Raw genomic sequence first — 24,884 nt, forward strand, 5'->3', positions numbered from 1 at the left:
TTACCTCACTTCCAAACTCAGTAGATCGTCGACCGTCTCCCGGCGCAGGATCAGGCGGGCCCGCCCGTCGCGCACGGCCACCACCGCGGGGCGGCCGATCAGGTTGTAGCGACTCGACATCGAATAGCAGTATGCGCCGGTGGCCGCGACGCCCAGCAGGTCCCCAGGCTGGATGTCGTCGGGCACCCACGTGTCGCGGACGACGATATCGCCACTCTCGCAGTGCTTTCCGACGACACGGCCCAGCTTGGGGGTGGTGTCGCTGCTCCGCGAGATCAGCCGGACGTCGTATTCGGCACCGTAGAGCGACGTGCGGATGTTGTCGCTCATGCCGCCGTCGACGCTGACGTAGCGACGGTGGGCGGTGGGGCTGACGGCCACGTCCTTGACGGTGCCCACTTTGTACAGCGTGATCGTCCCCGGTCCGGCGATGGCGCGGCCCGGTTCGACGACGAGGCGGGGCGCGGGCAGGCCGACCGCGGCCGACTCGTCGCGCACGATCGCGCTCAGTTTGGCCGCCAGGTCGGCGACCGGCGGCGGGTCGTCTTGCGGCAGATACGAAATGCCCAGTCCACCACCAAGGTCGACGATCGACATCTGCGAGGTCTTCTCGACACCGAATTCGGCGACCACATCGCGAAGCAGACCGATGACGCGGTGTGCGGCGATCTCGAAGCCTGCGACGTCGAAGATCTGCGAGCCGATGTGGCTGTGCAGGCCGACGAGGCGCAGGTGGTCGGCGGCGAACACCCGGCGCACGGCGTCCATCGCGGCTCCGCTGGCCAGCGACAGTCCGAACTTCTGGTCTTCGTGCGCAGTGGAGATGAACTCGTGGGTGTGCGCCTCCACCCCGACGGTGACCCGCACGAGCACATCTTGGACCACCCCCGCGGCGGACGCGATCTCATCGAGTCGCTCGATCTCGATCGTCGAGTCGACCACGACATGCTCGATACCTGCCTTGACCGCAGCGGTCAGTTCGTCGATCGATTTGTTGTTGCCGTGCAACGCGATCCGCTCCGCAGGGAAGCCCGCGTGCAGCGCGACGGCCATCTCGCCACCGCTCGCCACGTCCAGTGAGAGACCCTCCTCGGCGATCCAACGCGCGACTTCGGTGCACATGAACGCCTTCGCGGCATAGCGCACGTTCTCGCCCCCGCCGAACGCCGCGCTGATTTCACGGCATCGGGCGCGGAAATCGTCCTCGTCGATCACGAAGACCGGTGTGCCGAACTCCGCCGCGATGTCGGTGACGGGCACTCCCCCGATCGACACGACGCCGTCGCTGTCTCGAACGGTGCTGCGCGGCCACACGTTCGGAGCCAGAGTGAGTACTTCTTGGACGGAGCTGGGGCGCGGCGGGGCGCCGCCGTGGTGGACTTCCTCGGCGTGCCGCGGGCCGGCGGGGTGGGCGATCACATCCGCTCCGGAGCGCCGACGCCGAGGATCCCGAGACCATTGGCGATGACCTGTCGGGTGGCCTGACACAGCGCCAAACGTGCGGAGTGCAGGTCGTTGGGCGCTTCGTCGCCCTGCGGCAGCACCCGGCACGAGTCGTAGAACCGGTGGTAGTCGCCGGCAAGGTCCTCGAGGTAGCGCGAGACTCGGTGCGGTTCACGCAGGGCCGCAGCGGTTTTGAGCACCCGCGGGAACTCGCCGATGTTGCGGATCAACGTGCCCTCCTTCTCGTGCGTCAGGAGGCCGAGGTGCGCGGTACCGGCCGTGACGCCGAGGTCCGCCGCGTTGCGAGCCAGCGCCGAGAGGCGGGCATGCGCGTACTGCACGTAGTAGACCGGGTTCTCGGCCGACGCCGACGACCACAGTTGCAGGTCGATGTCGATGGGCGAGTCGACGGAGGACCGGATCAGCGAATAGCGGGCGGCGTCGACACCGATGGCTTCGACCAGATCGTCGAGGGTGATCACGGTGCCTGCCCGCTTACTCATCCGGACGGGCTGGCCGTCGCGGACCAGGTTGACCATCTGTCCGATGAGGACCTCGACCGTCGCGGGATCTTCGCCGAGTGCCGAGGCGATGGCCTTGAGTCGGGCGATGTAGCCGTGATGATCGGCGCCGAGCATGTAGATGCACAGATCGGCGCCGCGTTCCCGCTTGTCCAGGTAGTAGGCGATGTCGGCGGCGACGTACGCGGGTGCACCGTCGCTCTTGATGACCACGCGGTCCTTGTCGTCACCGAAGTCGGTGGTGCGCAACCAGACCGCGCCGTCCTTCTCATAAATCTTGCCGACGTCGCGGAGCCGGGCAATGGCCCGCTCCACCCGACCGGAGGTGTGCATCGAATCTTCGTGGGTGTAGACGTCGAAGTCCGTGCCGAAGTCGTGCAGTGACTGCCTGATGTGGGTGAACATCAGGTCGACGCCGATGGCGCGGAACGTCTCATGCATCTCGTCGTCGGGCAGACCCAACGCGTCGGGCTCCTTCGCGAGCACCTGGGCGGCGATGTCTTTGATGTAGTCGCCCGCGTAGCCGTCCTCCGGTGCGGGCTCGCCTTTCGCGGAGGCAATCAGCGAGTTGGTGAACCGGTCGATCTGGGCACCGTGATCGTTGAAGTAGTACTCGCGCACGACCGCGGCGCCCTGGGTGGCCAGCAGCCGGCCCAGCGCGTCGCCGACGGCGGCCCAGCGGGTGCCGCCGATGTGGATGGGCCCGGTGGGATTGGCGGAGACGAACTCGAGGTTGATGTGGTGGCCCTGCAGCGCGGCGCAGTGGCCGTAATCCGTACCGGCGTCGATGACGTTGCTGACGATGACGGCCTGAGCCGAGGCGTCGATTCGCAGATTGACGAAACCGGGGCCCGCGACATCGGCACCGGCGATGCCGTCCTTCTCGGCGAGCGCGGTGGCCAGCCAGCCGGCCAGGTCACGGGGGTTGGCGCCGACCTTCTTGCCGAGTTGCAGCGCCAGGTTAGAGGCATAGTCGCCGTGCTCCGGATTGCGGGGACGCTCGACGGTGACCGACGTAGGTAGCGCAGCGGTGTCGAGGCCATGCTCGGTTAGCACCGCGGCGGCTGTCGCTTTGAGCAGCTCGGCGAGGTCAGCGGGGGTCACGAGGGTCCATCCTATGGTCTGGGCTGCCCCGGCCCCGAATCGATAAACCCCGACGGTAGTGCGCTAGTCTGGGCACGCCCAACGGCGCAGCATTCTGATGCGCCCCCGTAGCTCAGGGGATAGAGCGTCTGCCTCCGGAGCAGAAGGCCGCAGGTTCGAATCCTGCCGGGGGCACTAGGCCGAAAACCGGCTCTTACCAGCCAGTATAGGCCCAGACAAACCGCCCTGGCGGCAGGTCAACAATCTTCCAACCATCTTCGTTTTCGCTGGCACGCCGGATTCGTTAGCTGTCTTTGTCGCAGCCTCTCCCTAGACTTGCTGCCGTGTGGGGCATACCCAAGCCGCAGCGCCTAGTGAACGGCGTAAGCGAATGGTGGCGCTACCTGGAACCAAAACAGGCGGCGGGATACGTCTGTGCGCTCGCGGGAATTGGTCTGACGGTCGCCACGGCTCTCGTGAACGGGCCTAGTCTAGGCGTGATTGCGGTACTAGCGGTTGTCGCGCAGGGCATCGCCGCCTTTCTCTTCGCCGGTCACGGTAGGGCGCATCCGACTCATGCAAAAAGCGCATTTGCAAGGCTGCTCGTTTTAGCAAAAAGAGTGAGCGCAGCCGAGAAAACTGCGCAAGGGAACTTCGAAGCTAAAGGCATCAGCTCAGGAGAGCGACAAACGCAAATGGGCATTTTGAGCGCCCAGTTAAGTTGGATAGGCGAAGGCATTTACCTTGCAGCGGCAGACTGGATAGCGTTCAACGAGCCTTTGAACGAAATGATTACAGAAGAACAAAGGCAAGCGATCATGATCGCGGCGCAAGAAGCGAAAAAAGCCGCGCAGATTCAATCCGATTCGACAATAGAAAGCGACGAGGAATTTTCCGTGCCGCTCGAAGCAGGAGACAATTCCAATGACCGAACCTAGCCAACCGGACGTAGACGGCACCGGCGAAGATGTTGAGGAAATCAGAGGCGAAGTAGTGGATTTCCTGAGCACCCGGGAAGTCATTATGAGTGTCGGCAAGAAAGACGGAGTCAAGATAGGCATGCGTTTCGTCATTCTGGGACATGTTCCCGTAGAGGTCGGCGAGGGCGACGAGAAAATCACCGAAAACGTAGAAATTCCAAAGTCTGTGGTGAAAGTAGTGCGCCTAAGTGGTGATCGCTTATCAATTGGCCGTACGTTCAGAACGATTAAGGGCAGACCCGCGTATGAAGTTGAGAATCCTATGTACATGTTCCGTCATAGCTCCATGATCACAGGCCCGTACGGTGTGACGGAACCTACCATAAAGTATCCTGCGATTCCTGATCGGATCGAATCCTTCGACGTTGAAAGTAAAGAAACCGTACGCGGGAAAGCTGACATGACGGTGCGAAAAGGCGACGAAGTTCGGTTGACCACCGGAGAGGAATTCCTTTAAGAAAGCGGCACCCTCCCTACCCGCGCTCGACGTACTTCTTCGCGATGTCGTGAACGCCGTAGTGCTTTGGCCGTATCGATCCTTTCAGCATGTCAAAGTCGAGGAACCCTAACGTTACGTGCATCTTTTTCTGACTATCCCAATACTGCACTTTCACGTTGTGTTTTGCCTTGGGCATTCGTTCTGACACCAGGGGCGCGAAGTCTGTACCTGTGGGTGGTCCACCTTGCCAACTCCCGATTATCTCAGCTTGAATATCGCGTTCCTTTTCCCTGCGCTCGACAGCACTATCCCAAAAAGTTCGCCATTCTTGACCTGGTGCGAGAATAGGAATAGACACCGGTATAGGGATTTCATAATTCTTCCCATCGCTAATCATATTCGGCAACGATTGAAGGGGTGGATCGACTATCGGAACAATGTCATAGGCGGGCGTGGTACCGAAATTCTTGATAACGACTTCAAGCAGTTGCCAATCGACTGCGTTCGGCTCCGCGTACATTACGACGTTCGGCTGAGCCTGTTCTTCACGTGTGCGGCGCGCTTCGTCGATTTGCTCTTGGGCCTTCGCCACTTGCTGTTTGGCATAGCGGCCCGCGACCAGCACGGTCACGATTCCGACCGCGACGGCGACCCAGGCCGCAATAGCGGACCAGACTTCGGGCGGCATATAGCGCACCATCCACCGATAGACCGGCCCGAGTGAGCCCGTTATGTCCAACACGGCAAGAGCGGCGAGGATCATCAAGATGCCCACCGGCCACCATTGCGCGACCCGGCGCACCTTTCCCATGGGCCGGATCGTAGGCATCCGCGCCGACCTTTGGAACGAGGACACACCCACCGCCCTGGCGGGTTAGCGCTTCCGGCCCGCCCGCCAACGAAAATCAGTAGACGACGGCTGGGAAGATTGCTTCATGGATGAGGACAGGTCGTTCATCGACTCCGACATGGGCAAGGCGTTTGACGCATGGCTGAGTCTGTCGAATGACTCGCTTGAGCTCACCGCAGTCATCCCCTGGGCGTTCGCCTACGTTGTCGAGTCGACGACCCAACCCGACTGGGAGCACATCAACAGGGTCATGGGGCAGTTCAACGCGTGCAAGGCGTACGACGCCTGTAAGCGGAGCGTCGATTCGCACTACGAGACGTTGTACGTGCTCACACTGCTCGCGTCGTGGGGTGCTTTCGAGGCGTACGTCGAAGATGCTGCGAAGGCCGGGCTGCGCGCACGGCCCGAGTTGTTGTCCAACACTGCCTTCGATAGAGCGAAGCGCAAAGCCGAAGAACTGACCGATGCTGACGAGGCCCAGCGCTTTGAGTACATCATCGACCGGGTCATCGGTTCGATTCGCGACAGACTCGACGCAGACGGAAATGGCAAGTACGAGCAGCAACTCCAGCTTGCCGGCCTCGGCGGAACGGTCCCGTCCGACATCGCGCTGGCGCTGATGGAAGGCCAACAGGTGCGCAATGTTTGGGCACACAACGGTGGCAGGGCTGATGCAAAGCTTCTCGAACAGGCGCCCGCCATCGGTTACGCGATTGGCGACAAGGTAACGATCACCAAGGTGATGCTGGGCAAGTACCTTCTCGCGCTCAACACGTACGCAACCATCGTCGTCAACCGCTACCGAGTGCAGAACGGCTACGCCCCACTCGTCTGCTACGGCGGAGAGCAGAACACATTCAAGGCATCGTTCGACGAACTATTCCCCGGTGCGATCTTGCCGGTGAACCTGGAAGATATTTCGCGGCGACTGTCAGGTGCAAATTGAGCTGACACGACGCTTAGCCGTCAATACGGCGTGGGAATCTTCCGGCCCACCGCGACGCCGACGTAATACTCAGCGCGGCGCTTGCGTGTGCGCAGCTTCGCACCCGCCGAGAATCCGTAATACTCGCGGCCTGGACCAACGCGACCGAGCTTCACTGTGGTCCCCACCGACCCGCGCACGTAGCGGGGACGACGGCGGTTGATCTTCTTCCCGACGCGCTTGGCGCGCGAGCTGCCGGTGGGAGCGAACCGCCCTTTTCGGTCACGCTTGTAAGTGCGTCGTTTCGCCATGCGCTCAATGCTTCCGCTTGCGCCGCGTGCGGCTCGCTGCGGCCTTACCGACCTTGCTCGATCCTTTCGCCCTCGCCTGACGGGCGAATTTCGCTCTTGCGGCCTTTTGGTTTTTCGTAGCCATAGTTGCCTCTCAGTCGGCCAACTTGATCGACGGCCCGTCTGGCTTGCCCACGGTCCCCCGGTTGACTTTGACGCGAGCCTCGCCGGTCGTGAGGGGGTTGTAGTGGCGCGGCTGGCCTGCGTCACCGCTCAACTCGCCGGGACCAACCCGCCGAGGCTCGCCGCGCACCGCCGCGTCAAGGCCGACCGCCAGCGCATCAGGCACGACGGGTCTGGGATCGCGCTCGGCGTCAGCCATCGCTGATTCAACCCAAGGCGGTAGCGCGGTCATCGGTGCGTCACGAACGTGGGGGCGGTGTAGTTGGCGTTCGTGGTGACCTGACACACCGCAGCAGCGCCACGACGACGCACGCCGGTTCCGAATCCGCGCGTGGCGAAGCTTTCAACCAGAGGCACGCCCTGCCAGTTACCCGGCATAAGCCGCAAACCCTGTTGCGAAGCGTCGGGCCACTCACGGAATCCCACGACATTGCGGTCAGAATTCGGCCCGTACGTCGCTACGACGGCGATGTAACCGCTTGGCACATAATCGGATTGAATCACCAGAGCTTCGCCGTAAGAACCGAGTACGGGGATGTCGTAGATCGATCCGGCGACCGGCTCACCGATCAACTCGCCGCCGTCACCACTCAGGTAAGGCGGCTGCGACTCGCTCGGAATGAAATCCCACTTGGCCTTTGGAACATCATCGAGAGTTTCCGCGCCTTCGGGCGGGCGGCTGGGCTGATTGGCCCGCCAGCTCATCACGTGCTCGGCCTCGTCTGGGTTGCACAGCAGAAGCAACGTCGCGCCGGTCTCCTTACTGAAACCTTTGCGCGTCACCAATCGAATCAGGTGCTCGGCGTCGCCTGCATCGACCTGCTCGGTTCCCGAAGTGACGTAGTGGGTTTCTTCTGTGGGGAACTGACGACCCAAATACGGCGGGGGACCCGGCGCAACACCGTCGTAGAGGTCATAGACGGTGAACCCTTCGGGATTCTTTCGGCGAGTCTTGCCGAAGACCGATTTGAGGATTTCGCCGGTGCAAAGCGTGGTGTCGCCGGTCAAAATGTTATCCATGATCGCGCGTACCTGACGCACGTCGGCACTGCGAAGGAACAAACGCGTCAACCGCGTTGAAATATCGTAATCGGTGAACTGGTACCCGAGCATCAACGAATCACCAGGCGCACCAGCAGCTTGCGGGACGCCGATCTCTGTCGCTTGCTCGAATAGCGCAGGGGTGATGTTCTGCGGCACCGCTTCGCCAGCGTTAGTGGTGCGGAACGCCAACAGGTCCGTGAGCTTTTTGCGGTCCCGATTCCAGAAGTCGAGCACTTCGGAGAACTCGGTCCAGACCGCCATGAGGTCGGTGCCGTCGCGCAGCGTGGAAAGAACAGGCGCGATCTCGCCAGTTGTGACAATGCCATATTGGCCGTTCGGTGCCGTCATCGTTCTACCTCAATTCGGTGCAGCCTTGCGCTCGATTCTACGCTCCGTTACGCACGAATCCCGTTGGTGTAGACGGACTGTCGGGCCAATGTCGGCCATGTCGCGCGCATGGCATAGGGCCGCTATTGTGCTATTCTGGAAACCAGCAGCGGAGGTTTCTAAGCACCTCGGGGTCCGGTCGGACTTCATCAGCAGTGTCAATCAACTGATGAAAGGTGCTCCGCATGTCTCGCACATCGCCCACGTTGCCGCGCAGCGATTCGCAACGAGGTCAGGCGGGGTCAACTACCCGGCCTGAGCGTGTTGATCCTGCCGCTGAATTAATCTCCACGAAGCAGGCCGCGAATCGTTTGAAAATCTCTCCGAACACTTTGCGCAAGTATGTTGCGCTCGGATTGATCCCCGCGCACCAGGTCGGGTTGCGATTGCTCAAGTTCAATCCGGCTGACGTTGACAAGCTTGTGCGAAAAATCGACAACCGCACGGCCAGCGCATGACAACGATCCGTGGAGTAAGTGATAGCCAAGCCCGAGCGAGACAGTCGCGCGCTCGTCGTGAGCTTGCGGCGATAGCACGCGAAGACGCCGAACGAATCGAGAGGATTTGCGGTGCGATTCGCGACTTACCCGGCATGAGTGACGAATTCAAAGCTCGGATTGCACACACGATCGTCGACCATCCGGTTCACCTGTTTGGAAGTGAAGCGCCGTGACCGCACGCAGAATGACTTGGGAGCAGTACGTTGCCGAGACGGCGGCAGACCGCGAACGCAACGCGGCAATGCGCAACCGCAAGCGCCCCACGCTCGAGGAAATCGCGGAGCGCCTGACTAACGCGCCGCGTGCAGCTGACTCCGAGGGCAATTCGCTGCCCATTGGCGGCAAACCGAGAACCACTCGGCAGGTGTGGGAGACAGCAGAATCGCTTGAGCGCCTGCTGAATTCACCAGTTGATACGAAACTGCCGCCCGAAACCGAGCGAGCGGTCTCACAAATTCTGGCATCCTGGTCGGCTGCCGAATCCTTGGACGCACCCGAAGGCGAACCATGGGAGCCAATCGTAGCGAAAGCCGTTGCGAGCCACGATTGGTATTTCGGTAGCGCGCCTGATCGCGAGCGTATCGACGTTGGTGAGTTGCTACCGCAAAACGTTGAGGAATACGAACGCCGCTTCGCTGCGCCTGATCGGTGTCGTGGATTCGAGACCGACAATCTGCCGCAGACCCACGACGCTCACAGCCGTTACGGCGAGCTACTTGTCCCTGGCATCGAACTCGATGCGGCTGTGGTGATTTCAACGTCACGCCCAGGACACCGATGGCCGCTGCGCGGTGCGCAAACGCTGCAAGACGTGATCGACGTCGTTGAGGCCGACAAGCACTGCGATTTCGCCTACGGATGCTGCACGCGCACAAACAAGCCAACGATCTTCAACGTCTTTACCTTTCACCACGGCGACCTCATCGTCATCTGTCACGTGTGCCGTGAATGCTGGCAGCAGTGGGTTGACGAGAACATTCCAGAGCCGCCGGCGGAAGTGATTTACGAGACCGACATCGAAAACGAAACCGAAACCTAAATCCTATCGAATGACGAAACCCCGACTCGCGAACGAAGGAAAACGAGTCGGGGCGTAGCCCGCCACAGACGAAAGCAAGCTAGGCATGAGTGTACAGGCCGGTAATGACAAGAATGGCGGCGAAAGCGCGTGGCAGTTCGAGTTCGACGCATTGCCTAACGAGCGCGGTTATCAGGTGCGGTTGGTCTCGTCTGGCCCTGCCGACGCCGCGCTGTCCATTCCCGACGTGACCGGTCTGTCGCCATTGGACGCCGCGCTGGCGTATGCGGCTGGTGGCGGGTACGTGCTGCCGGTGAAGGCCGGTAAGCATCCCGGCTCCATCGTGGGCAAGGGCTGGCCGCACAAGTCGAGCCGCGAACCTGCACAGATTCGGCAATGGTGGACCGAGCATCCCGACGCCGGTATCGCGCTGCACACTGGTCGATCCGGTCTCACCGCGTCCGATCTGGACGTTGACGTGATCCCCGACGAACTGACTTGGCTCAAGGGTGGGCGATTCCAGTCGACACGCGGCGGGCGTGGCGCACGGGGTCATTACGTCTTCGCCAGCGCCGAGACGTTCACCAGCGGCGCACTGCGCACCGCAGACGGCACCCAAGTCGGCGAAATCCGCTCCGGTAACACAGTGATCATGGTGGCTCCGTCACCACACCCGAAAGCCGATGACGGCGGCGAATACCGCTGGATCACAACCGGAACCGTGCCTGAACTGCCCGACGAGGGCCGCGCGGCCTTGACCGCCAAGGCTGGTGGGGTTGGTGAGCCGGTCACTGCCGACGTGGAGGCCGCATGGCGTGCCTCTCACACGACCGAGCGCGAGCCTTGGCGGCGAAAGGTCTTCGGAGAGTCCTACGCCGCGAAGCTGGCGAACGGAGAGCACCACCACCCGGCGATGATGGCGACGGTTGGGTGGGCTGCGCGTGAGGTCGCGCCCGGTTTGGTGTCGTCAACGATCTTCGATGACTTGCAAGACGATTGGCTGACTTCATTCAAGGGCAACGACCGCAGGCCAGTGCCGGGGGAGTTCTGGAAGATGGTTCGCCAAGCCATCGCAGCGGTAGCGCCCGCCGACGCCGATGCGCAAGCGATGGCCGATCTGCTCAACCGAGCACAGCGCGAATTCGGCAACCGCCACGACGACGAGATCAATTCGGCTCCGTCGCTGGACGAAGTGAACGCGCTACTTGTTCGTGACGATAAAACGGTCGACGCCGGTCAGGACACATCGGACGATTCGAGCGGAAACGCCGTGGGATCCGACGGACCAAAGCAACGCCGAAACGCGCCGCTTGATCTGCGGCGGCTGCGCACCGAACCGCCCATGCCGGTGGCGTGGCTGCTGCCCGACGTACTCGCACGAGACAGCTATGTGTCTCTGTCATCGGCAGCGGGCACCGGCAAGTCAATCTTTGCACGCGGCATTTCGGTCGACGCCTCACTAGGCCGTGCGCACACCGAACCGTCCGAGACTTTCGACCCGGCCAAAGTGATCTATCTGGACGCCGAAAACGGCGAAGATTGGTGGCGCGGCGGTCTCGATGCGATGGGCGCACCGCTGGACCTACCGAACTTGTCGGTGGTGTGCTTTCCCGATCTGGCCGGGTTAGACACCCCAAAAGGGTCGCACGAATTCCTTACGCTCATAAACGATTTGGTGCAACGACTCGATGGTGAGCTAGATCTAGTAGTGCTCGACACAGTAAGCCGATTCATCGACGGCGGGGAGAACGACGCCGACACGTGGAGCCAGTTCTATCGGCGGGCGATCCAACCGCTACGTGAGCGCAAGGTGGCGGTGCTGCGGCTCGATCACTTGGGTAAGGACGCCGACAAAGGCCCGCGCGGCAGCTCGCACAAGCTCTCCGACGTAGACGCCGACTATCGCCTCACCGCCGATTCACCCGGCGGCGATAATCTGACGCTGACGCTGGGCAAGCGCCGACGCCAGCACATGGCCGAAACGGTGAGTCTGCGACGACTGGACGGACCGCTGCGGCACGAACCGGCCACCAATGCGCTGTCGCTTGGAGTGACGCTTGCCAGCGGCCAGGTGGTGCCCGCTGATCGCAAGGTGGCCGCGCTCGTAGCCGAGCTGGACCGGTTAGGTATCGACGCCGCGCTGGGTCGACCGAAGTCCCAAGCTGCCGTCACCGCCGCTGGCGGATCGATTCAAGCGTCGAATGCCGTGTGGACGGCAGCACTGAAATTCCGCCGCGACCGTGCCGCCCCCGCCGCACAGAACCGGAGTCAGCAAACATGATCGGCCCCGAAAACTTGTCCAGAAACCCGTCCCGAGAGGAGCGAAAATCAAGGGCCTGTCCCGGACAGCTTGTTTGCGTCCTGACCTGCGGTGATGGGTCGTGGGCCGAGTTTGCTGGGACAGCTCCGGGGACAGCTTTTTCTGTCCCGGACAGCTCAGGACAGACCCGGTGTCGGTGCTGGTCAAGCTGTCCCGGCCCGCCCTGGTGGCTGCCAACGCTGACGAGCCGGTCGACGTCGAGATCGTCTCAGAGAGCGATCAACAAAACGGCGCCCACCCGATGACACCAGAGGATGACGATTGGCAGCCAGACGAAGCCACCGGGCCGGGAATCGACGGCTACGACGATCAACCGAACCCGTTCGGCGAGAGCGACCCACCGCCTGGCGGCTTGCTTCCGCTCGATGAGGCGGTGATCCGTGCCGCTCGCATAAGAAACATGGGCACCGCTGGGCACGCGAGACTGCACCGACCGCAGCGGGCGTTGCCACGTGGTCTCTCCGGTCGGTAACCCGGCAGGGTCAAAACCTGCCGGTAAACTCCAATTTGTGCTGGCCAGGGGGCTATCGGCCAACGATCCAACGATTATCGACGCATCCCGCTGGATCACTCAGTTTGAGATCCATTGTTGCCCAGCTGTTTTCGTAACCGGGCCGCACGCGCACGGTCGATTGGTTTGTGGGACTCTGTGTACCTGACGCGACGGTATTTGGTGCGATGCTCTACCAGACCGCCGCTAGCGTCGCGCGACCAGTTACGGCCGTTGCCATCTGTGAAGGACAGCTCCACAGCAATGTCTCGCTCTTGCAACTGCAGACCGGAATGAAATGGTGCGTGGTAGGAAGCAGTTCGCTTCGGGCCCACGGTGATCGACTCATTTTCGGAGAACACTTCGACGATCACAATGACGGAGGGATCTTGGACCTGTGCCGCATTCGACAAGCTGAGCTTGTCAGAGCGAACCGTTATGCGCGCGTAGGTAATTGGAAGGTCAGAGCCGTTGTACACATCTCCCCGTACCCCGTTCGCATAATCAGTATCGGGATCCAATGTCTTTGTGTAAGTGAAGGTTACAAGCGAGGCTTGCGATCTGCGTTTATCTCGCTGGTCCAATCGCAGAATGTTCGTCGCCAACACTAGCGAGAGTCCGCTCAATAAGGAACCGGCCCACTGGCCGACAGTCCCCCAAATCTCCACTGGAAACACGTTCCCTCCTCGTGACAGGGCATAGGTTCGGCGCTTAACCTTTCACACCGGGTAGAGGTCGGCCCAATCCTCAATAGTCGGTTGTAAGGAATCCGGATACAGGATAGGCCGGTCGGTCTCGGTCTCCCAGCTCTGCGCCTGGGCTTCGAACAACGCCACCGCACACTCAGCCATCGACACAGCGTTGTTGACGCCCTCGACGATCATGCGAGATAGGTCAACCTCACCACTCGGCATGTAGTCAAGCGGCCACTTCAGGCCATGAACAATCGCGGAGCTGACGTTGTAGAACGATTTCGCGACATCTTCGAACCCGAACGGGCGACCATACGGCCCAGCGTCGCCGTCGTGGAGCGGCGGATGGCCGTCGAGCCACTTCGCCGCCGCGATCACCACATCGCCGCTACCTTTCACCTTTGCATTCGGCGTTTCCTGCATGCCCCGCTCCAACATCACGACACGCTCGTCGAATAGCCGCACATGTTCGAGGAACTGTTGATATTCGACCGACCGCTTTCCGAGCGAGCCATGTTCGAAGTACTTACGCGTTGAACTCTGGTATCCCCTCTGCGCGTTGAGTTCTGATGCGGTGAATCGCACGCTGAGTCCGCGTCTCATGTCGCGATCGGTATTCGACAGCAGCCATATTGTCGTGGCGGCGGATTCAGTCGCCATACGGCAGAGCGTCAACAGTGATGATGCGTGACTGTCGCCGGACTTTGTTCGCCCGTCGATCAATTCAGCTATTGCGGTGATGCTGTCGATTGCGTTCATGATCGGGTAAACGGCTGTAGCGCTCACCATGTCGCCCGTGTAATCAGCCATAAACTCGGCGTCGTCGCGGCCAAGACTGCTATTTGCGTCGACCAGGTTGCGGCCCACGCCCATCGCCCATGGCCGCAGATGAGCGCCGCGTTTAGCCTTCGCTTGAGTGCGTCCGATGATCTCCAAGGTCTGTGCTCGATTCATCAGCACGGCAAGAAATTCCATGGGGTCTGGTTGGTTCATCAGGCCGACTCCACACTGGCTGTAGCGAGTGTCTCGGCCCGCAACGCCGAAAGCGCGTCAGCAACGGCGATGTCACGACCACTCACCTGTTGCTGATAAATCAGGCTGGCCTTGTGCGTGGAATGCCTCAGCCGCGCCATCGTTTCGACCAAGTTGCCGACTTGAGCTGTCATCGTGCCTGCGAAGTGCCGCAGATCGTGTACGCGCATATCCACGCGACCAATCGCGGCCAGCGCTGGTTTGAACACATCTTTGGCGAAGACGCGATCATTGACGTGACAGCCGCCGCGCGCCGGTACGAACAGGAGCGAATCCCTCGCTTTGTCAACGTGATTGGCCAAGTGTGCTTTGATGTCGTCGCGAATGTGGGGCGGGATGACAACTTTAGCGGGCTTGTCGTCTTTGGGTGTGTCGATGATGCATTCTCCGCTCCGGTGCGTAACACCGCGTGCGACTGAGACCACGGTGCAGTCGGCGTCGAAGTCTTTTCGGCGCAGCTCGCTCACTTCGCCGTACCGCAGGCCGCACCACGCGCTAATGAGCACCAGGGCGCGGAATCGGGCGTTTCTGGTGTCGCTGCCGAGCTGGTCGGCGATGGCTTCAAGTTCGGGAATGGTCGGCACAACGGCCTGGCGTTTCGTTTTGGGATTCATCGCACGTTCGATCATGCACGGATTGCGTTCGATCAATCCGTCACGCACGGCGGTATTGCAAACAGTGTTGAGCAACCCGTACGCGTGAGCGTTGCGCGTCGGGTGGGCGCTGCCCAGGCCCGAATACCACGACCGAATCAATGGCGGGGTCAGGTCGCGCACGGCGTAGGTTCCGAGCTTGGGCGCGATGTAATTGGCCAGCGATGCCTCTTAGCCGATTCGGGTTCGGGCTTTGAGATTGCGTTCGGCAATGACTGTCTTGGCGTAATCGGCCAGGGTGACGGCTTCGGCCTTGGTCTCAGCGCTGATGACTTCGGGCGGTTTCCACGACGAGAGCCCCTCATCGCTAGCGGCAGCCTTTTCGATGCGCTCGCGTTCCTTCCCTAGCCAGCGTTCGGCGATCATTTTCGATTCGAACGTGACCGGCGCGAAGTGCCGCCGCAGATCGGGACCGACGTAAGACGCTTGGAAGCGCGCCGATTTGGTGGGTTGCTTGCGAATTGATCCCCACTCGCGAGGGTTCTTCTTGCCGGCCATTTCGTACGCAACCCTTCGTGAAATCCCACCGGGTTTGCGGTAGGAATCCTGCGGCCCTCATTGTTAACCAGCGGGTTTGCCAGCTCACAACGATGATCCAACGATGCAGACAATTCTACCCTGTGTAGGCTGCGCGAAGTGAGCGAGCTTTTGGAGATTTAAACTGGTTGTGCTGCAGCGTGATTGCAGGTCACGACACATATCGGCGCGGGGACGGGCGGCACTTTCGAATCCTGCCGGGGGCACCATCTGACCAGGTTCTTTCGTCCGACCACTCTCCCGCTGCAGGCCCTGAAGTGGGCTCAGTGTCACAGGATGTCGCAACTCCGCCCAAAACCTTTCCCGCGCGGTGCGGCAGGTTCATCGGCTGGACGCTGGCCGAGCTGCCTGTGCTGACCCGGTACCGAAAGCTGCGATATAGGCGGGGCGGGGGGATTCTGTGGTTGCAGGATGCGGCCACGCGAGCAACCAGCGTTGGCGTCAATTTACTCAAAACGGCTACCGGCCTTCGACGTTGCTTGGTACGGTCCAATTACCATTTTGAACGGGGGAAATGATGAATCTAAAGATTGCTGGAGTGACTGCTGTGGCAGCTGTGACCGTTATAGGTATGGCGCCATCGGCAAACGCCGATGTGCGACCTGGCTGCGAATCGGTGCCCTGGGGTTTCCTCGGCAGCCAAGTACGCATCATCTGCGACGGGCCAATGATGGCCGACGGCAGTTGGATGCGCTTCCGCGTGGTCGGGGTGCCCGCTCATCAGGTGCCGATACGGACGAGCTGCGGCAGCTACAGCTGCACCACCTCCGGCGGCTACTGGCAGAACGAGCAGATCTTCGAAAAGGTGAAATACCCCGTGCGGCCGGAAACAGTGGTGCAGGGTGAGCCCGGCTGGTTGCCGCCGACCTACACCGATCCAGGCGGCTTTACGCCGCTGAACTTCAACTAGCTACACAAACAACTGCGCCTCATCCCCGGCCTGGTGCTTCCGGGCCAGACGCAGGGATGTCCATGTGGCGATCTCCCGGGCCTCCTCAATGCGCCGGCGTGGCCGACTCCGCTCAGTGAGCGCCTTGCCCCACCGACAGGAAAGTCTCGCCTTCGTTGGCGGGAGTCTGGCTTGCGGGCGATTACCGAGACGCTCGGTGCTCGCGAGCATTGCAGCCATGACAAATCACACCACCAACAACACATTCAAGGTCCGCATCCTCCTCGCCGCCATCGCAGCGGTCGCTATGCCCGTCATCGGGATATTCAGCGCTCAGTCCGCCATGGCCGAACCGAATCAGAGCACGCCCAAGGCGTCCTGCACCTGGAACGGTGCCACGACGAGCGACGGCGGCTTCCACACGGTGACCAGTGGCACTAGCTGGGCGAAGTACAAGTGCGTCAACGGCACGTGGGTGAAGGACTCGTCGTGTGACGGCAACTGCAACCCGCCGCCGCCGAGGACCAACCCGGTCGGCCCGAAAGGTGGGTTGCCCACCCGCGTCCTCGACTCAGCTCAAATCAGCGCCCGGTGAGAGGTCGGGTCTCGACGTAATCCAGCCAACCCCAGGAGCGCTGCAACTCGGTTGCAGCGCTCCTGCCATGTCACCACGATGCCCCACCCCGGATGGCCGCATCGCGCGGTCGACATTTGCTCAAATCGACTAAGCTGGCACTTTGTGGCGCAAGAGCTCACAGATGACCGGCGATCGACCGTTGCCGTGTCTGCCGCATCGCGCGCGATCGACCGTTGGCGGATCGGCAGGGGCTACACCCAGACCAGTGAGTCGCTGGCGATCTACCGCATCCTGTTCGCGCTGACAACCCTGTTCATTCTCGGCCCGGGCCGCCTCGGCGTCGGCGTCACATCGGGCGAGGTCGGCGGTGCACCGGCGGGCATGTTCCACCCACCCCTCGGCCCCGCGATATTGCTCACCACCTGGCCATCGGCGGGCGTGATCCTCGCAGTCGAACTGCTGCTCGTCGCCTCCCTCGGCGCGATCCTCGTCGGGGCCTTCACCCGCACCGCGTCGCTGAGCGCCGCCACCTGCGGGCTGGTCCTGACGTCGCTGCTCTACAGCGAGGGCAAGATCGACCACACGATCCTCTGGACCGTCCTTGTTCCGGCGCTGATGGCGTGGACATCCTGGGGCGACACGTGGTCCGTCGACGCCGGCCGCGAACGCGTTCGACAGCGCGAGGGCTTCCAGTCAGATGCATGCCTGCCCATCGCAGGCATGGCGGTTGCGCTCGGCATCGTGTTCGCCGGCGCCGCCACCGTGAAGGTGCTGACGGGCTGGCTCGATCCCGGCACGTCCGCCTCGCTGGGCTGGGCGTTCGCGCACGGCGTGCAGATCGGTTTCGGAGCAGAACCTCCGCTGCCGCTACCCGCCACCCCCACGGTCGTATGGCTCGTCATCGATTACGCCACTGTGATATTCGAGTTCGGCATGCTGATCGCCGCGATGCGCCGCGATTGGATGGCGCCGTACCTGTTCGGTGCCGCCGCGCTCTTCCATTCGGGCGCCGCGCTCGTCGGATTTCCAGCCTTCTTCGAGATCATCGTGGTGTATCTGCTGTTCGTCCGCTACGACGCGGTGGCGCGCCGGTTCAGTCGACCGCTCGGTGCGTTCGGCCGTCTTGCGGCCCGGCGCCCCGTGCTCGTATGCGCTGTCGCCGCCTCGGTGCTGGCGCTGTATTCCCTTGCCGCACTGAGAGTCGGCGCGCCGTTGACCGTGGTCCTGGTGTTGGCCTTCGTGGGCGTTCCGGCGGTAGCGCTCTGGCCGATGGTCGTCGCAATCAGCGCGGGGGTGTACGCGAAGCGCCTCCTCGAACCGGTCGACCGTTCGGGAAACACTCTGCCCGCGTGGGCATTTCCTACCGCGGCCGCAGTTGTTGCGGCGCATATCTCCGTCATCCTGGCCGTGTCCGAGCCCTACCCGTCGCTGATGGGGCCGTCGTTCATGGGCACCTTTGACGACGGACGGGCCATCAACGTCGCCGAACAGCGCTTCTGGGTCGTGGACAACGGCCGCCGTAGCGAGGTGGCCCCGTCGAGCGTCTTGATTCCTTCGCGCGGCGGCGCCGTGCAGCTCGGCTCCGTTCGCTTTCCCGGTCCGAACCTCGACAGCAGCGGCCGCGTCATCGCCAACCCCAGCCTGCCGGATCGCCTGTCGAACTTTTACCACCACTTCAGCTCAAAGCACCTGCGCGATTACGGTGGTCCGCTGTCGGATGCCGAAAAAGCTTGGATACGGATGAATCTCGCCGCTCACCACGTTCCATGTGATCGCAACTGTTCGCTCGACGTCGAGTGGCGCAGGCTGTCGTTCGATCGCACGACCGGAGAGCGGTTACTCGAAGAGACCGTCGACCGGCGGAGCTACACGCTGCACTGACTAAGGCTTGCGAGACCGCCCGATGTCCGCACGCGCACCTGCGTTCTACGTACATTCTTTCCGTACGCGTTACATAGTCACAAAGTTTGCTGAGAACGCGGCATTCATCGACATAACCTGAGTTATGCCCTCATTTGCCAGCAAAGTCATTTGCTTTACTGAGTGACAGATGAGGCACCTGTGACTCTTGACCACTCATCGAGGTTGATCGGTTAAGAAGTGGTTTGGAGATTAGCTTGATCAGGGGTTATGTTCTTAACGCGAGAGTCAATTACATCGACTTCCTGCGCTCTGCGGGACCGATTGGACAACCAGGGGCTCGTACAGAAGATTACTGAGCAATGGGGGTTTCCAGTGACGCGACACGGTAGCTACATCGGACGCGTGGGCGTGTTGGCGGTTGCGCTGGGCGTGGGGTTCGCGGTCGCGTCCCCGACGGGGGTCGCTTGGGCGGAGACGACCGACGCGACCAGTCCGTCGACGGACGGCACCGCGGACGCCACCAAACCGAACGAGGCGGTAAGCACCGCTCCTGACGGAGATCAGAACTTGGCGGGCCGTACACCAACCGCGTCTACTGAGACCGGCGCCACCGCACCGTCTACCGAGCCTCAACCGAAGTCATCGCCGACGGCACAGACTGTCGAGGTCGCACCCGGAGTGGTCGTGTCGAACTCGGGCGGCGCCACGTCACCTGACGAGGAAAAAGACGAGAAGGAAGACGAGGAAGACGAGGAAGACACCTCCGACGCCGAGGATGACGACGTCGACCCCGACGAGAAGGTGACGATCTCGGACTCCGACCGCGCCGAGACTACGACAACACCGAAGACGCCGACGACGCAGACGAGCGCCCAGACCGTACGGGTCGCCGCGGACACCAACGCTTCCAAGGCCCCCGATGATCTGAACATTGCGGCTCCGAAGGCCCCTGCCATCGTCGGGAGCAGGGGCGCGGTGAGCGTCGCACTCAGCGCACCCTCGCCCCAACGCGTGAGCACGCATCCAATCGCCAGCCCGGTCACCGCTATCGACACAATGCTGCAGACTGTCGTCGCGCCGATCCTGACCAGCATTTTCGGCGTAGTACCGGGCGCTCCTACGAACTCGCCGCTGAGCTGGGTGCTGCTGGCCGCGGCACGACGCGAAGTGGGCGCACCTGCGACCGCGAGGATCACGGCTGAGTCGGCGCCCATGCTGATGAGCCTCAGCACAGCCGACGTCAACCTCCCCCCGACGACCGCCGTTGTCTTGGGTACTCCTGCTTCGGCGACGGGCACTGTCACCGGCCAGGTTGTCGCCACCGACCCCGAGGGCCGCACACTGACCTACTCGGTGGCCACTGCGCCGAGTGGCGGGACACTCGTGTTCGACAACGCCGCAGCGAAATTCACCTACACACCCACGACGGCGCAACGCATAGCGGCCGCCGTCACGGCGACCACGAACGACACCGTCGCGATGACGGTCACCGTGTCCGACGGAATCAACAGTGTGGCGACCGTCGTGAACATCCCGGTCAGCGAAGCACCGCTGACCAAGGTGGGCGAGCTCGGAGGCCTCGGTGATGCGCACGCGGTCGCCGTCGCAGGCACCCGTGCGTACGTCACCAACAAGGCCGCCGGGACCGTCACAGTGATCGACACGGTCACCAATACCGTCATCAAAACCCTTGCGGTGGGCGCGAAGCCGGACGGCATCGTCGTCAAGCCCGACGGGACGCAGATCTATGTGATCAGCTCGGAGAGCAACACCGTCACGGCAGTGAACACTGCCACCGGTGCGGTCGTGAAGACCTTGACGGTCACGAAGCCGAGCGCGGTCGCCATCAGCCCCAGCGGCCAGACTCTCTACGTCACCAGCCTTGACGCGGGCACGCTGGTCAAGATTCCCACGGCGTTCTGGAACATGGTCTCGGTCAAGCTGCCGGCGGGTTCGCGCCCGACCGACATCCTCATGAGCCCCGATGCGGCCAACATTTACGTCGTTAGCGCCAACGCGACCAGCGGCGGCAACATATCGATGATCGGCGCCGCCTCGTACTCCTCCACATTGATCGCGAATTTCCCAGGAGCGCCAACAGCTTTGGCGGTCAGCCCCGACAGCAGTCGACTGTTCGTCACGTCGGCCGACGGCAAGGTCAACGCCATCAATATCGCCACCAAGGCCGTGGTGGGCACGTACAGCGTCGCCGGTGTCCCCGCCGCCGTGACAATCAGCAGGGACGGCAGCACGCTGTTCGTCGCCAGCACCACCGGCGTGGTGTCGGCCCTCAACGCGACGACCGGTGCGCCGCTCGGCTCGGTTGCGACGCGCACAGCCACGACCCCGATGTCGATTCCGCCGTCGATCACCGCAAGCGCCGACGGCAGCCTGCTGTACGTCACTGACGGCGACGCAGGGAAGATGCACATCGTCTCGCTGATCCCGGCTAACAGAACTCCTCAGGCCGGCACGCCGGTTTTCAACCCGCCCAACACGACGACCGGTGCGCTCACCGGAAAAGTCGGGGCCATCGACCCCGACGGGGACGTCCTCAAATACACGTTGGCTGCCGCGCCGAAGAAGGGCACCGTGACCGTGGCCACGGACGGCACGTTCACCTACACACCCACAGCGTCGGCGCGACATGCTGCGGCCAAGATCGGTGCGACGGCTACCGTCACCACCGACATATTCACCGTCACCGCGACCGATCCCCGGGGCGCGGCTGTCGTCGCGTCGGTGACGGTCAACATCCTGCCCGCGAACAAAGTTCCCGTGGCGAGCGTGACGGTGAACGCGCCGAACACCAGCGGCGTCGTCACCGGGTCCGTGACCGCCACCGACGCAGACAACGACGTCCGCGCCTACACGACGGCGACATCGCCCACGAAGGGCTCGGTCGCCGTCAATCCGACCACGGGGGCGTTCACCTACACGCCGACCGCGGTAGCCCGCCACGCCGCTGCCAAACTCGACGCGCCGGCCGCTACGAAGTCGGACACGTTCACCGTCAAAGTCGACGACGGCTACGGCGGCGTCGTGACCGCCACGGTCACCGTCACCATCAGTCCGACCAACGCCGCACCGACCACTCCTACAGTGACCTCGTCGACCAACACGTCCACGGGAGCGGTGACCGGCACCGTCAGATTCGTGGACAGCGACAACGACGCGCTCACCTACGCCGCTACACCCGCCACCAAGGGCGCATTCACGATGGCGCCCAACGGCAACTTCACGTATCAGCCGACGGCCGCTTCGCGCGAGGCCGCCTCGGCGGCGGGCGCCACGGCGGCCACCAAGACGGACACCGTGACGGTGACCGTGGCCGACGGTTACGGCGGCACCGCCACCCTGACGCTGACCATGAACATCGCTCCAGCGCTCGGCGGCTTCCAGGCCGGCAACCCGACGCTGGCCATCGGTACCGTGACCGGCAAAGTGACCGGCGCCGCGACCCAAACCGGCGCGCTGAACTACACCGTCACCACCGGGCCGACCAAGGGTCTGGTGAAGGTCGATGCGACCACGGGAACGTTCGTCTACGTGCCCAACGTCGACGCCCGCTACACCGCGGCGAACACCACCGGCGTGGACATGGACACCTTCACCGTCGCAGTCACCGACAGCGCCGGTGTCCAGGCGTCGGTGACGGTTTCGGTCGAGGTCGCACCCCCGCAGGCCAACATGATGGACCAGCGCTCGACGACGATCGCGGTGACCGCGCAGGAGATGTACTTCTTCACGCAGGCCGAGACCGAGACGACGCTCGATCTGCTGAAGCAGGCCGGTGTCACCGATATCCGGATCCTTGTGCCCTGGATGGGCGTCGAGTACACCGACGACTCGTGGTCATGGGCCAACGTCGACCGCATGGTCAACGCTGCCGCGGCCCGCGACATCGAGGTGCTCGCGGTGCTGAACTCGCCGCCGGTCTGGGCGTCGGTGCCCAACGTTCCGGTGCTCGCCGGCCGGCCGGCCGATCCGCAGGAATTCGCCGAGTACGCCGGCATGGTTGCCACTCGCTACGCCGGCAAGATCTCGGCATACGAGATCTGGAACGAGCCGAATTACTGGGGGTTCTGGGCGCCCGGACCGAACGCGGCGCAATACACCGAGCTTCTGAAGGCCGCGTATCCGGTGATCAAGGCCGCTGACCCGAACGCCGTCGTCGTCGCCGGGTCCGTCGCCTCGGTATTGGACTTCTTCAACATCACGACCAACCCGGTGCGGTTCGTCGAGGAGATGTACGCCGCAGGGGCGGCCGGCTACTTCGACGCGCTGTCAGTCCACCCCTACCTGTACAGCCTGCAGTTCTCCGATGGCACGAATGTGCAGAACTCGCCGATGGATCAGGTGCAGGACATCTACGCATTGATGGTCGCCAACGGCGACGGGAACAAGAAGATCTGGGCCACCGAGTACGGCCAGCCGTCGCACCTGGTCTCTGAGGCGAGTCAGACCGAGTTCATCGGTGACTTCCTGCGGACCTGGCGCACCCTCCCGTACGCCGGACCGGCTTTCATCCAGACCGTCAAGGACAACACCGAAGCGGACGCGAACGCCGCCAACATGGGATTGCTCCGGACGGACTGGACACCGAAGCCGGCGCTGGGCGAGGTCAGCGCGGTCATCGTCGAGAACCAGAATCTGCGCCTCGGCTTGTGAGGCGTTCGGCCGGGCCGGATGACTTCCGAGCCCGGCCGAACACTCAGCAGCGAGCCGCCTTCAGCCGCGTCGCCGTCGCTACTTCAGCCACTTCCAAGGCTTGTCCCAGTGCCCCGGCGGCGGAACGCCCGGCAATTGGGCGATGTGCCCCGGCGGCGGAACGAACGGTAGCTGTCCGATGTGTCCGGGTGACGGGATGAAGTGGCCCGGACCCGGCGGCTCCCACCACCAGTCGTCGGCCTGCGCCTGGCCGGCACCGAGTCCGACCGCCGCGAAACCGAGCGCGCCGGCAATCGCCGCACTGGCTGTCATCTTTTTGATGTTCATCGTGAACTCCTCTATCGACTGGCTGCCTCGCCGCTACCCGGAGGAGGGCTGGCCACCCCTAGGCGCCAACGGCAAGGCACTCACGATCAATTCCCACTTTGTTTATCGTTGACGGCCGCGCGACCGTTAACCGCCCGCGTTGACAAAGCGATTCGCTTCGCGTGCGCGGGCGAGCCCTTGGTTGCGTTGTCACACAAACGTCCTTACTGCGAGGGTCCAGCTTCCTTCTCGCGCAACAAGAAGATCCGCGCCACCGCACAGCTATATTTCCTGACGTTACTTGGGTCCCCATGTAAGCCGACAAACAGCGGCTACGCATAGCGTGTGGTTGCTGGCTATGATGCCAGCAATCACTGTTTGATCCCGAGGGAGCGCCCGATGTCTGCAGGCACAGCGGTCAAGCAACGGCTCGCGCCCGTCGCCAAAGCAGTGGCGCCCGGATGGTTCTGGCGCCGCAAATTCGACATCCTGTCGCGACTGGTCGCCGACCGCGACGACATGCGACTAATCTGCACGCTCTGCGATCCGGCCCGGGTCTCCGTCGACATCGGCGCCGACGTCGGCGAGTTCTCGATCGCCATGGCTTCGGCGTCGAAGTCGGTGATCGCGTTCGAGCCGCGGCGCGCGCAGGCCCGCGATCTCGAGGCCATGTTCAGGGCGGCACAGGCTCCGGTCGACGTGCGTTCCGTAGCGCTGTCCGCGCAGGCCGGCACGATCGCCATGCGGGTGGTTGCCTCCGACCCGGGCCGCAGCACCATCGAAGGCGGCAACCCACTGGCCGACGAATACGACAGCACGGTCGAGACGATCGACGTTCCCGTTCAGCGGCTCGACGATCTGGGCCTGGAGAACGTCGGCTGCATCAAGGTGGACGTCGAGGGACACGAACTCGCGGTGTTGCAAGGCGCCGTCAACACCATTCGCCGCAGCCGTCCGGCGTTGTTGATCGAAGCCGAGGAGCGCCACCATCCCAACGCCGTCGCCGAGATCACGGCGCTGCTCACCGATCTCGGCTACCGCGGCTACTTCATCGACGGCGATGCCCGGCGGCCGATCGCGGAATTCGACGTCCAGCGTCATCAGAATCCGGCGAACATCGGCGGATGGCGCGACGGCTGGTCGACGCAGGGCACCTACGTCAACAACTTCGTTTTCCTGCCCTCGGACTGA

23 protein-coding genes and 1 tRNA gene are annotated in these 24,884 nt (G+C 62.8%); 12 read left to right on the forward strand and 12 right to left on the reverse strand.

Annotated features, from left to right (window positions below):
- A complete protein-coding gene (gene lysA, locus N4S67_RS00145; RefSeq protein ID WP_260991989.1) occupies positions 1-1,326 on the reverse strand; it encodes a diaminopimelate decarboxylase in 1,326 nt (441 codons plus the stop codon).
- 89 nt (positions 1,327-1,415) lie between these two features.
- Complete coding sequence (argS, locus tag N4S67_RS00150) at positions 1,416-3,068, reverse strand: arginine--tRNA ligase (RefSeq protein ID WP_260990921.1); 1,653 nt, start codon at positions 3,066-3,068, stop codon at positions 1,416-1,418.
- 101 nt (positions 3,069-3,169) lie between these two features.
- On the opposite strand from argS, the gene N4S67_RS00155 reads away from it, so the two are divergent.
- The 3 genes from N4S67_RS00155 to N4S67_RS00165 all read left to right on the forward strand — a co-directional run bounded on the left by N4S67_RS00155 (position 3,170) and on the right by N4S67_RS00165 (position 4,484).
- Positions 3,170-3,242: transfer RNA gene (locus tag N4S67_RS00155), tRNA-Arg, on the forward strand.
- 149 nt (positions 3,243-3,391) lie between these two features.
- Complete coding sequence (locus N4S67_RS00160; RefSeq protein WP_260990922.1) at positions 3,392-3,985, forward strand: hypothetical protein; 594 nt, start codon at positions 3,392-3,394, stop codon at positions 3,983-3,985.
- The gene (locus tag N4S67_RS00165; RefSeq protein ID WP_260990923.1) at positions 3,972-4,484 is read left to right on the forward strand and encodes a hypothetical protein; all 513 of its coding nucleotides are present in this window, start codon (positions 3,972-3,974) and stop codon (positions 4,482-4,484) included. Before N4S67_RS00160 ends, N4S67_RS00165 begins: the two co-directional genes overlap by 14 nt.
- A gap of 16 nt (positions 4,485-4,500) precedes the next feature.
- On the opposite strand, the gene N4S67_RS00170 is transcribed toward N4S67_RS00165, so the two are convergent.
- The gene (locus tag N4S67_RS00170; protein WP_260990924.1) at positions 4,501-5,277 is read right to left on the reverse strand and encodes a hypothetical protein; all 777 of its coding nucleotides are present in this window, start codon (positions 5,275-5,277) and stop codon (positions 4,501-4,503) included.
- Positions 5,278-5,434: 157 nt separating this feature from the next.
- Here N4S67_RS00170 and N4S67_RS00175 point away from each other — a divergent pair, with 157 nt between their 5' ends.
- Positions 5,435-6,262, forward strand: a complete 828-nt coding sequence (locus N4S67_RS00175) for a hypothetical protein (protein ID WP_260990925.1) — start codon at positions 5,435-5,437, stop codon at positions 6,260-6,262.
- A 20-nt stretch (positions 6,263-6,282) separates the two neighbouring features.
- Here the strand turns inward: N4S67_RS00175 and N4S67_RS00180 are convergent, their stop codons facing one another.
- The 3 genes from N4S67_RS00180 to N4S67_RS00190 all read right to left on the reverse strand — a co-directional run bounded on the left by N4S67_RS00180 (position 6,283) and on the right by N4S67_RS00190 (position 8,106).
- On the reverse strand, positions 6,283-6,552 hold the full coding sequence (locus N4S67_RS00180) for a hypothetical protein (protein WP_260990926.1): 270 nt from the start codon (positions 6,550-6,552) through the stop codon (positions 6,283-6,285).
- A 133-nt stretch (positions 6,553-6,685) separates the two neighbouring features.
- Positions 6,686-6,913 (reverse strand): hypothetical protein, encoded by a 228-nt coding sequence (locus tag N4S67_RS00185; protein ID WP_260990927.1) that lies wholly within the window; start codon positions 6,911-6,913, stop codon positions 6,686-6,688.
- Positions 6,914-6,942: 29 nt separating this feature from the next.
- Positions 6,943-8,106 (reverse strand): hypothetical protein, encoded by a 1,164-nt coding sequence (locus N4S67_RS00190; protein ID WP_260990928.1) that lies wholly within the window; start codon positions 8,104-8,106, stop codon positions 6,943-6,945.
- Positions 8,107-8,330: 224 nt separating this feature from the next.
- On the opposite strand from N4S67_RS00190, the gene N4S67_RS00195 reads away from it, so the two are divergent.
- The 4 genes from N4S67_RS00195 (at position 8,331) to N4S67_RS00210 (ending at position 12,455) form a co-directional block, all read left to right on the forward strand.
- Complete coding sequence (locus tag N4S67_RS00195; RefSeq protein WP_260990929.1) at positions 8,331-8,603, forward strand: helix-turn-helix domain-containing protein; 273 nt, start codon at positions 8,331-8,333, stop codon at positions 8,601-8,603.
- Between the two features lie 211 nt (positions 8,604-8,814).
- The gene (locus N4S67_RS00200) at positions 8,815-9,684 is read left to right on the forward strand and encodes a hypothetical protein (RefSeq protein WP_260990930.1); all 870 of its coding nucleotides are present in this window, start codon (positions 8,815-8,817) and stop codon (positions 9,682-9,684) included.
- An 85-nt stretch (positions 9,685-9,769) separates the two neighbouring features.
- Complete coding sequence (locus N4S67_RS00205) at positions 9,770-11,944, forward strand: AAA family ATPase (protein ID WP_260990931.1); 2,175 nt, start codon at positions 9,770-9,772, stop codon at positions 11,942-11,944.
- A gap of 169 nt (positions 11,945-12,113) precedes the next feature.
- Positions 12,114-12,455 (forward strand): hypothetical protein, encoded by a 342-nt coding sequence (locus N4S67_RS00210; RefSeq protein WP_260990932.1) that lies wholly within the window; start codon positions 12,114-12,116, stop codon positions 12,453-12,455.
- A gap of 95 nt (positions 12,456-12,550) precedes the next feature.
- Here the strand turns inward: N4S67_RS00210 and N4S67_RS00215 are convergent, their stop codons facing one another.
- The 4 genes from N4S67_RS00215 to N4S67_RS00230 are packed head-to-tail and all read right to left on the reverse strand — an operon-like array spanning position 12,551 to position 15,348.
- Positions 12,551-13,150 carry a hypothetical protein gene (locus N4S67_RS00215; protein WP_260990933.1) on the reverse strand — a complete coding sequence of 200 codons (600 nt, stop codon included), beginning with the start codon at positions 13,148-13,150 and terminating at the stop codon, positions 12,551-12,553.
- A 42-nt stretch (positions 13,151-13,192) separates the two neighbouring features.
- The gene (locus N4S67_RS00220; protein ID WP_260990934.1) at positions 13,193-14,158 is read right to left on the reverse strand and encodes a hypothetical protein; all 966 of its coding nucleotides are present in this window, start codon (positions 14,156-14,158) and stop codon (positions 13,193-13,195) included.
- Positions 14,158-14,973 (reverse strand): tyrosine-type recombinase/integrase, encoded by an 816-nt coding sequence (locus N4S67_RS00225; protein WP_260990935.1) that lies wholly within the window; start codon positions 14,971-14,973, stop codon positions 14,158-14,160. The genes N4S67_RS00220 and N4S67_RS00225 overlap by 1 nt, the downstream gene beginning before the upstream one ends.
- A 48-nt stretch (positions 14,974-15,021) precedes the next feature.
- Positions 15,022-15,348, reverse strand: a complete 327-nt coding sequence (locus N4S67_RS00230) for a hypothetical protein (protein WP_260990936.1) — start codon at positions 15,346-15,348, stop codon at positions 15,022-15,024.
- Between the two features lie 610 nt (positions 15,349-15,958).
- Here N4S67_RS00230 and N4S67_RS00235 point away from each other — a divergent pair.
- Complete coding sequence (locus tag N4S67_RS00235) at positions 15,959-16,297, forward strand: CDGP domain-containing protein (RefSeq protein ID WP_260990937.1); 339 nt, start codon at positions 15,959-15,961, stop codon at positions 16,295-16,297.
- 336 nt (positions 16,298-16,633) lie between these two features.
- On the opposite strand, the gene N4S67_RS00240 is transcribed toward N4S67_RS00235, so the two are convergent.
- Entirely contained in the window at positions 16,634-16,834 is a 201-nt protein-coding gene (locus N4S67_RS00240; protein ID WP_260990938.1) for a hypothetical protein, read from the reverse strand.
- A gap of 223 nt (positions 16,835-17,057) precedes the next feature.
- Between N4S67_RS00240 and N4S67_RS00245 the strand changes: the two genes are divergently transcribed.
- Positions 17,058-18,734, forward strand: a complete 1,677-nt coding sequence (locus N4S67_RS00245) for a hypothetical protein (RefSeq protein ID WP_260990939.1) — start codon at positions 17,058-17,060, stop codon at positions 18,732-18,734.
- A 354-nt stretch (positions 18,735-19,088) separates the two neighbouring features.
- A complete protein-coding gene (locus tag N4S67_RS00250; protein WP_260990940.1) occupies positions 19,089-23,387 on the forward strand; it encodes an Ig-like domain-containing protein in 4,299 nt (1,432 codons plus the stop codon).
- A gap of 78 nt (positions 23,388-23,465) precedes the next feature.
- Here N4S67_RS00250 and N4S67_RS00255 read toward each other — a convergent pair whose 3' ends face one another.
- Positions 23,466-23,714 (reverse strand): hypothetical protein, encoded by a 249-nt coding sequence (locus N4S67_RS00255; RefSeq protein ID WP_260990941.1) that lies wholly within the window; start codon positions 23,712-23,714, stop codon positions 23,466-23,468.
- Positions 23,715-24,092: 378 nt separating this feature from the next.
- Here N4S67_RS00255 and N4S67_RS00260 point away from each other — a divergent pair, with 378 nt between their 5' ends.
- Positions 24,093-24,884 carry an FkbM family methyltransferase gene (locus tag N4S67_RS00260; protein ID WP_260990942.1) on the forward strand — a complete coding sequence of 264 codons (792 nt, stop codon included), beginning with the start codon at positions 24,093-24,095 and terminating at the stop codon, positions 24,882-24,884.

The organism is Mycobacterium deserti (assembly GCF_025345615.1).
Taxonomy (GTDB): Bacteria; Actinomycetota; Actinomycetes; order Mycobacteriales; family Mycobacteriaceae; genus Mycobacterium; species Mycobacterium deserti.

Excerpts from the sequence above, each read along its gene's own strand:
- N4S67_RS00165 (WP_260990923.1), top strand. The coding sequence starts at position 3,972 with ATGACCGAACCTAGCCAACCGGACGTAGACGGCACCGGCGAAGATGTT.
- N4S67_RS00170 (WP_260990924.1), bottom strand. The coding sequence starts at position 5,277 with ATGGGAAAGGTGCGCCGGGTCGCGCAATGGTGGCCGGTGGGCATCTTG.
- N4S67_RS00175 (WP_260990925.1), top strand. The coding sequence starts at position 5,435 with ATGGGCAAGGCGTTTGACGCATGGCTGAGTCTGTCGAATGACTCGCTT.
- N4S67_RS00180 (WP_260990926.1), bottom strand. The coding sequence starts at position 6,552 with ATGGCGAAACGACGCACTTACAAGCGTGACCGAAAAGGGCGGTTCGCT.
- N4S67_RS00185 (WP_260990927.1), bottom strand. The coding sequence starts at position 6,913 with ATGGCTGACGCCGAGCGCGATCCCAGACCCGTCGTGCCTGATGCGCTG.
- N4S67_RS00190 (WP_260990928.1), bottom strand. The coding sequence starts at position 8,106 with ATGACGGCACCGAACGGCCAATATGGCATTGTCACAACTGGCGAGATC.
- N4S67_RS00195 (WP_260990929.1), top strand. The coding sequence starts at position 8,331 with ATGTCTCGCACATCGCCCACGTTGCCGCGCAGCGATTCGCAACGAGGT.
- N4S67_RS00205 (WP_260990931.1), top strand. The coding sequence starts at position 9,770 with ATGAGTGTACAGGCCGGTAATGACAAGAATGGCGGCGAAAGCGCGTGG.
- N4S67_RS00220 (WP_260990934.1), bottom strand. The coding sequence starts at position 14,158 with ATGAACCAACCAGACCCCATGGAATTTCTTGCCGTGCTGATGAATCGA.
- N4S67_RS00230 (WP_260990936.1), bottom strand. The coding sequence starts at position 15,348 with ATGGCCGGCAAGAAGAACCCTCGCGAGTGGGGATCAATTCGCAAGCAA.
- N4S67_RS00235 (WP_260990937.1), top strand. The coding sequence starts at position 15,959 with ATGGCGCCATCGGCAAACGCCGATGTGCGACCTGGCTGCGAATCGGTG.
- N4S67_RS00255 (WP_260990941.1), bottom strand. The coding sequence starts at position 23,714 with ATGAACATCAAAAAGATGACAGCCAGTGCGGCGATTGCCGGCGCGCTC.
- N4S67_RS00260 (WP_260990942.1), top strand. The coding sequence starts at position 24,093 with ATGTCTGCAGGCACAGCGGTCAAGCAACGGCTCGCGCCCGTCGCCAAA.